General features: G+C 73.0%; 6 protein-coding genes. 4 read left to right on the top strand and 2 right to left on the bottom strand.

Annotated features, from left to right (window positions below; translation table 11 throughout):
- On the top strand, window positions 1–1214 hold a 1214-nt coding region (locus JS521_RS33345; RefSeq protein ID WP_239488181.1), incomplete at its 5' end, for a serine hydrolase domain-containing protein.
- Between the two features lie 34 nt (window positions 1215–1248).
- Here JS521_RS33345 and JS521_RS33340 read toward each other — a convergent pair.
- Both JS521_RS33340 and JS521_RS33335 read right to left on the bottom strand, forming a co-directional pair.
- The gene (locus tag JS521_RS33340; protein WP_205086632.1) at window positions 1249–2238 is read right to left on the bottom strand and encodes an alpha/beta fold hydrolase; all 990 of its coding nucleotides are present in this window, start codon (window positions 2236–2238) and stop codon (window positions 1249–1251) included.
- A gap of 180 nt (window positions 2239–2418) precedes the next feature.
- Window positions 2419–3207, bottom strand: coding sequence for a PepSY domain-containing protein (locus tag JS521_RS33335; protein ID WP_205086631.1), 789 nt, complete (start codon window positions 3205–3207; stop codon window positions 2419–2421).
- Window positions 3208–3406: 199 nt separating this feature from the next.
- On the opposite strand from JS521_RS33335, the gene JS521_RS33330 reads away from it, so the two are divergent.
- The 3 genes from JS521_RS33330 (at window position 3407) to pfkB (ending at window position 5510) form a co-directional block, all read left to right on the top strand.
- Window positions 3407–3655 carry a DUF6296 family protein gene (locus JS521_RS33330; RefSeq protein ID WP_030809386.1) on the top strand — a complete coding sequence of 83 codons (249 nt, stop codon included), beginning with the start codon at window positions 3407–3409 and terminating at the stop codon, window positions 3653–3655.
- 149 nt (window positions 3656–3804) lie between these two features.
- Window positions 3805–4566 (top strand): DeoR/GlpR family DNA-binding transcription regulator, encoded by a 762-nt coding sequence (locus tag JS521_RS33325; protein ID WP_205086633.1) that lies wholly within the window; start codon window positions 3805–3807, stop codon window positions 4564–4566.
- Window positions 4563–5510 carry a 1-phosphofructokinase gene (pfkB, locus tag JS521_RS33320; protein WP_205086630.1) on the top strand — a complete coding sequence of 316 codons (948 nt, stop codon included), beginning with the start codon at window positions 4563–4565 and terminating at the stop codon, window positions 5508–5510. The genes JS521_RS33325 and pfkB overlap by 4 nt, the downstream gene beginning before the upstream one ends.
- The last annotated feature ends 44 nt before the right edge of the window (window positions 5511–5554 follow it).

Raw genomic sequence — 5554 nt, 5'->3', positions numbered from 1 at the left:
CCCCCCGCCCCCGGCCCCGGCGTCGGAGCGCCGTTGTCGCCGCCCTTGCCGCCGCATCGCTCGCCGGGCTGATGAGCGGCCCGGCCCACGCGGGCGGTGACAGCGGCCCGGACGGGGGCGGCGGCCCGCACGGACCGGCCGACCCCGCGTTGCGGCGCGGGCTCCAGGCGCTCGTGGACACCCCGGGCGGGCCGCCCGGCGCCATCGCCGTTCTCACGGCCGACGGCCGGAGCGAGGTGTACCGGGCGGGTACGTCGCAGCTCGGCACCGGGCGTCCGCCCCGGACCACCGACCACATGCGGATCGCGAGCACGGCAAAGGCCTTCAGCGGCTCGGTCGCCCTGCAACTGACCCAGCGGGGCGCGCTCGGTCTCGACGACACCATCGGCAGGCGGCTGCCCCGGCTGCCCGCCGCCTGGCACCGGGTGACGCTCCGCCAGCTCCTGAACCACACCAGCGGGCTCCCCGACTACACGGAGGACCCGACGTTCATCGCCGAGCTGACGGCCGATCCCCGCAGGCGCTTCGACTCCCGCCGGCTGCTGGACTACGTCGCCGGTGACCCGCTGCGGTTCCGGCCCGGGTCGACGTACCGCTACTCCAACTCCGACAACATCGCCGTGGCGCTGATGGCCGAGGCGGCGACGGGTCAGCGGTACGAGAAGCTCCTCGCGGACCTGGTCTACCGGCCGCTCGGCCTGCGCGACACCAGCCTCCCGCAGGGCTACCGGCTGCCCACGCCCTATCTGCACGGCTACGCGGTGGACGAGCCGGGCGCGCCGGAGGACGTCAGCACGGTGCTCAGCGCCTCGGGTGTGTGGGCGTCGGGCGGTATCGTCTCCACGCCGCGGGACCTGGGGGCCTTCATCCGGGGTTACGCCGGCGGGCTGGGGCTCGGCCCGGCGGTCCGCAAACAGCAGTTGTCGTTCGTGGCGGGCAGCTCCGAGCCCGCCGGTCCCGGGCGCAACAGGGCAGGTCTCGCCGTCTTCTCGTACGCGACGCGCTGCGGCACCGTGTACGGCCACACCGGCAACTTCCCCGGCTACACCCAGCTGGCCGCGGCGACCAAGGACGGCAAGCGGTCCCTGACCGTCTCCCTCACGTCCCAGGTGAACAGCGCGACGAACCCCCGGCTGTTGGCCACCCTCCGCAAGCTCCAGGAGGACTTCGTCTGCCGGCTGCTCGACCGCCGGAAGCCGGGCGGCGCGTACTAGAACAGGTCACCGTGGACCGGGCAGCCCGCCCGGTTCAGCCCTGGAGGGTGGCGAGCCAGTCGGTCAGCAGGCGGTTGACCTCGTCGGGGCGCTCCTGCTGGATCCAGTGGCCGCAGCCGTCCAGGAGGTGGGAGGCCGCCAGGCCGGGCAGGGTGGTGGGGTAGGCGTCGATGGCCTCCGACATCCAGGTGGTGGAGGCGTCCAGAGTGCCGCCGATGAACAGGGACGGCTGCGTGACCGGGGCTCCGCGGTACGGGGCGAGGTCTTCCCAGTCCCGGTCCATGGCGCGGTAGCGGTTCAGCGCTCCGGTGATTCCCGTGCGCTCGAACTCCCCGGCGTAGACGTCGAGGTCGTCCTCGCTCAGCCAGGCCGGAAGCGCCTGGGTGGGGAAGCGGTCGCGCAGCCGGCCGCCGCCACGGGCGACGAAGTGCGGGTCGGGATCGTTCCGGGCGGGCATGGTGTCGGCGGACAGGGCTGCGTAGAAGCCCGCGAGCCAGCCCCGGACGTCGGGCTCGATCTCCGCCTCCGCACGGCCGGGCTCCTGGAAGTAGGAGACGTAGAACTCCTCCTCGGGGCCGCCGATCCGGCCGAAGACATCGGTGGGGCGGGGGCCTCCGGGCGGTGCGTAGGGGACGCTCAGCAGGGCCACCGCGGTGAAGACCTCGGGGCGGAGCAGGGCGGAGGCGGAGGCGATGTTGGAACCCCAGTCGTGGCCGACGATCACCGCGCTCTCCTCGCCGAGGGCGCGCACGACGGCGACGTTGTCCGCCACGAGGTCCAGCATCCGGTAGGCGTCGGTCTCGGCCGGCTTGGAGGAGCGGCCGTAGCCGCGCACGTCGATCGCCACCGCCCGGTAGCCGGCCGAGGCGAGAGCGGGGAGCTGGTGCCGCCAGGAGTACCAGGACTCGGGAAAGCCGTGCACCAGCAGGACGAGCGGGCCGGAGCCCTGCTCGACCAGGCGCAGGCGTCCGGCCGGGGCTTCGACGGTGCGGTGACGCGGTGCGACGGACGGTTCGGGCTGCATGGGAGTTTCTCCTCGGCTCGCGGGCGGACGCGGGTACCTGGCGATCATGCGGCGCGGCGCCCGCCTGACGCGATCAACGTTGCCGTTCCGGCAAATTCGCACGACAAGGCGGCGCGGGCAAGAAGGAAGGGGTACGCCGGGTGTCGGGCGTACCCCTTCGCGGGTCGGGTGGTGAGGCGGTCAGTCCTCGTCGGTCTCCTCGCGGACGATGGTGTCGTTCTTGGCGTCCACGTCGAAGGTCGTCTTCTTCCAGTCGGAACCGACCACGTCGACCTGCCAGATGACGCCCTTGCCGTCGTTGTCGTCCAGGCTGACGGAGGTGACCGTCCCCTTCTTCTTCTCGGTGGCGACCTTGGCCGCCTGCTGCGGGGTCTGGGTGGCCTGGGCGAGCCAGTCGGCCGTCTGCTTCTTGTCGTCCGCGTCCTGGTCCGCGTCGACCCGGGCCTCGATCACCTTGCCGTCGACCGCGTTGATCCGGACGGTGTGGATCGTGCCGTCCTTCTCCGCGACCTCCGCGGCCCAGACCGGACCGTCGGCACCCGGGCTCGCGCTCGGGCTGCCGGTTCCGGTCGGACTCGGGGAGCCGGTCGGGCTGGGCGATCCCGTGGGGCTGCCGGTCGCGGTCGGGCTGGGGCTCTGGTTGTCGTCGTCGTCCACACCCTCAAGGTCCAGTTCGACGAGCTTGCTCCCGGCGACCTCGCCGGTGGCGGTGGTGACCGCGTCGTCGAAGGTGACCTTCGTGGCGTCGAGCACCGTCTTGCGTTCCTGCTGGTCCTCGGTCAGCTGGGCGGTGGCCGACGGCGACGTCGTCTGCTTCTGCGGGACGACCTTGGCCGCCTCGGAGGTGGCCGCGCTGCTCGCGCTGTCCGAGCTCTGACCGCAGCCGGTCATCAGGAGGGCCGTGGCCGCAGCCAGGGAGAGGGCTCCGACCGCCTTGAGAGTGCGGGAACGGGAGGAGGCACTGTTCATTCGTCGAGGCTCAAGTCTCATGCACGCATGCCTAGCCCTTGGGGCCTTCCGTCATGTTGTCCTACCGGGCGGAGTCACCCGATCGACCGGGCGGCTCCGCCCGTTGGCCGTCGCTCCCCGGGCGGTCGACGCCAGGGTGCGAAACAATGGCGGCAGGGCCGTATTCTCCGCGCACGGCCGGGAGAACGTCATGAATCAGATGGTGCACACCGAGCGTTACGAGCTGATCTTCCAGATGTCCGGCGCCGCGGACGACGTGGTCTCCGTCCGGCTGACCGACCGGCTGGGAGCCGGCGGGTTCCCGGTGTACGAGGACGAGACGGGGATCGTCCGCGCCGAGATCAGCGACCGGGGAGAGGTCCGCATGCTCGCCAGCGGCGGCCACCAGGTCCCCGGCGCTCCCCTGCTGGCCCGCCCTCTGAGCGAGGACGCGCCCGGCACGCGCTGACCGGACCCGTCGTGCGCCCACACCCCCGGCAGGAGTCTGCCGCGTCCGTTCATGCCCACACCTCGCCCGAATGTGTTTACATTCCCGCACCCCGGACGTAACCTGAGCGCGAAACCACAGACTCGGGCATGAAACGGAAACGAAACCACATGTACGCACCGGAGCGTCAGCAGGAGATCCTCCGCCTCGCCCAGGAGAGCGGCCGGGTCGACGTGCTGTCCCTGGCCGAGGAGTTCCAGGTGACCGCCGAGACCGTCCGACGGGATCTCAAGGCCCTGGACCGGGCGGGGCTGCTGCGCCGGGTGCACGGCGGGGCGATCCCGGTCGGGCGGCTGGACTTCGAGCCCGACCTCGCCGAGCGCGACGCCCTCTCCGCCGACGAGAAGGACCGCATCGCGCAGGCTGCCCTCGCCGAACTGCCCGCCGAGGGCAATGTGATCGTCGACGCCGGGACCACCACCGCGCGGCTCGCCGCCGCCGTGCCGGTCGACGCGGCGCTGACCGTCGTGACGCACGCGCTGCCGGTGGCCGCCCGGCTCGCCGACCACCCCGGCATCGCGCTGCATCTGGTGGGCGGCCGGGTCCGGCACCGTACGCGCGCGGCGGTCGACGCCTGGGCGCTGGGTTCGTACGCCGAGATCAACGCCGACGTGGTCTTCCTCGCCACCAACGGCTTCTGTCCCGACCGCGGTCTGACCACGCCCGACCTCGCCGAGGCCGCGGTGAAGCGGGCCGTGATCAAGGCCGCCCGCAGGGTCGTCCTGCTCGCCGACTCCGGCAAGTTCGGGCAGGAGCACTTCGCCCGCTTCGGCGATCTCACCGATGTGGACCTGCTCATCACCGACACGGGCCTCAGCCCCGACGACGCCCGCTCCATCGAGAGCCGGGGCACGGAAGTAGTACGCGCATGATCCTCACCGTCACCCCCAACCCCAGCCTGGACCGGACCTACGAGCTGCCCGGCCTGACGCGCGGCACCGTCCTGCGCGCCACGGCGGACCGCGTCGACCCGGGCGGCAAGGGCGTCAACGTCTCCCGCGCGGTCGCGGCGGCCGGGCACCGTACCGTCGCCGTCGCCCCGATGGGCGGTCCGGAGGGCGCGCTGCTCACCCGGCTGCTCGGGGACCTGGGCATCGAGGCGGCCGGTGTGCCGATCGCCGGGAACACCAGGATCAACGTCACCCTCGTCGAACCCGACGGCACCCTGACCAAGGTCAACGCGGCGGGCCCCGAGCTGAGTCCGGCCGAGGCGGAGGACGTACTCGAAGCGGTACGGATCCACGCGTCCGCCGCCGACTGGATCGCCTGCTGCGGGAGCCTGCCGCGCGGCCTGCCGCCGCGGTGGTACGCGGAGCTGGTCGAGCGGAGCCACCGCGCCGGTGCCCGGATCGCGCTGGACACCTCGGGTGCCGCTCTCACCGCCGCGCTCGCCGAAGGACCCGACGTGATCAAGCCCAACGCCCAGGAGCTGGCCGAGGCCGTGGGCCGGCCGCTCGCCACGGTGGGCGACGCGCTGAAGGCCGCCGAGGAACTGCGCGAGCGCGGCGCCCGGTCGGTACTGGCGAGCCTGGGCGCGGACGGGCAGCTGTTGGCCGAGGCGTCGGGCGCGTATTTCGCCACCGCCCCGGTCACCGCCGTCCGCAGCAACGTCGGCGCCGGGGACGCCTCCCTGGCCGGTTTCCTGGCGGCGGGCGGGCGGGGCCCGGAGGCGCTCGCCTGGGCCGTCGCCCACGGGGCTGCGGCCGTGCAGCTGGCCGGAAGCCTCATGCCCACCCCGGCCGACCTCGATCCGGCGTCGGTCGTGACGACCTCCGACGTGCCGCTGGACCGCCCACTGAGCGAGCCGGCCCCATGACCCCCGCGCCACCCACGCCCCCACGATCCCCGCACCTCCCGTAC

Source organism: Streptomyces durocortorensis (assembly GCF_016901035.1).
Taxonomy (GTDB): domain Bacteria; phylum Actinomycetota; class Actinomycetes; order Streptomycetales; family Streptomycetaceae; genus Streptomyces; species Streptomyces durocortorensis.
The sequence above is the reverse complement of the archived record's forward strand: the minus strand, read 5'-3'. Positions and strand labels throughout refer to the sequence as shown.

Bases quoted from the DNA above. Each gene is read 5' to 3' on its own strand.
- JS521_RS33340 (WP_205086632.1), bottom strand. From the start codon at position 2,238: ATGCAGCCCGAACCGTCCGTCGCACCGCGTCACCGCACCGTCGAAGCC.
- JS521_RS33335 (WP_205086631.1), bottom strand. From the start codon at position 3,207: ATGAACAGTGCCTCCTCCCGTTCCCGCACTCTCAAGGCGGTCGGAGCC.
- JS521_RS33330 (WP_030809386.1), top strand. From the start codon at position 3,407: ATGGTGCACACCGAGCGTTACGAGCTGATCTTCCAGATGTCCGGCGCC.
- JS521_RS33325 (WP_205086633.1), top strand. From the start codon at position 3,805: ATGTACGCACCGGAGCGTCAGCAGGAGATCCTCCGCCTCGCCCAGGAG.
- pfkB (WP_205086630.1), top strand. From the start codon at position 4,563: ATGATCCTCACCGTCACCCCCAACCCCAGCCTGGACCGGACCTACGAG.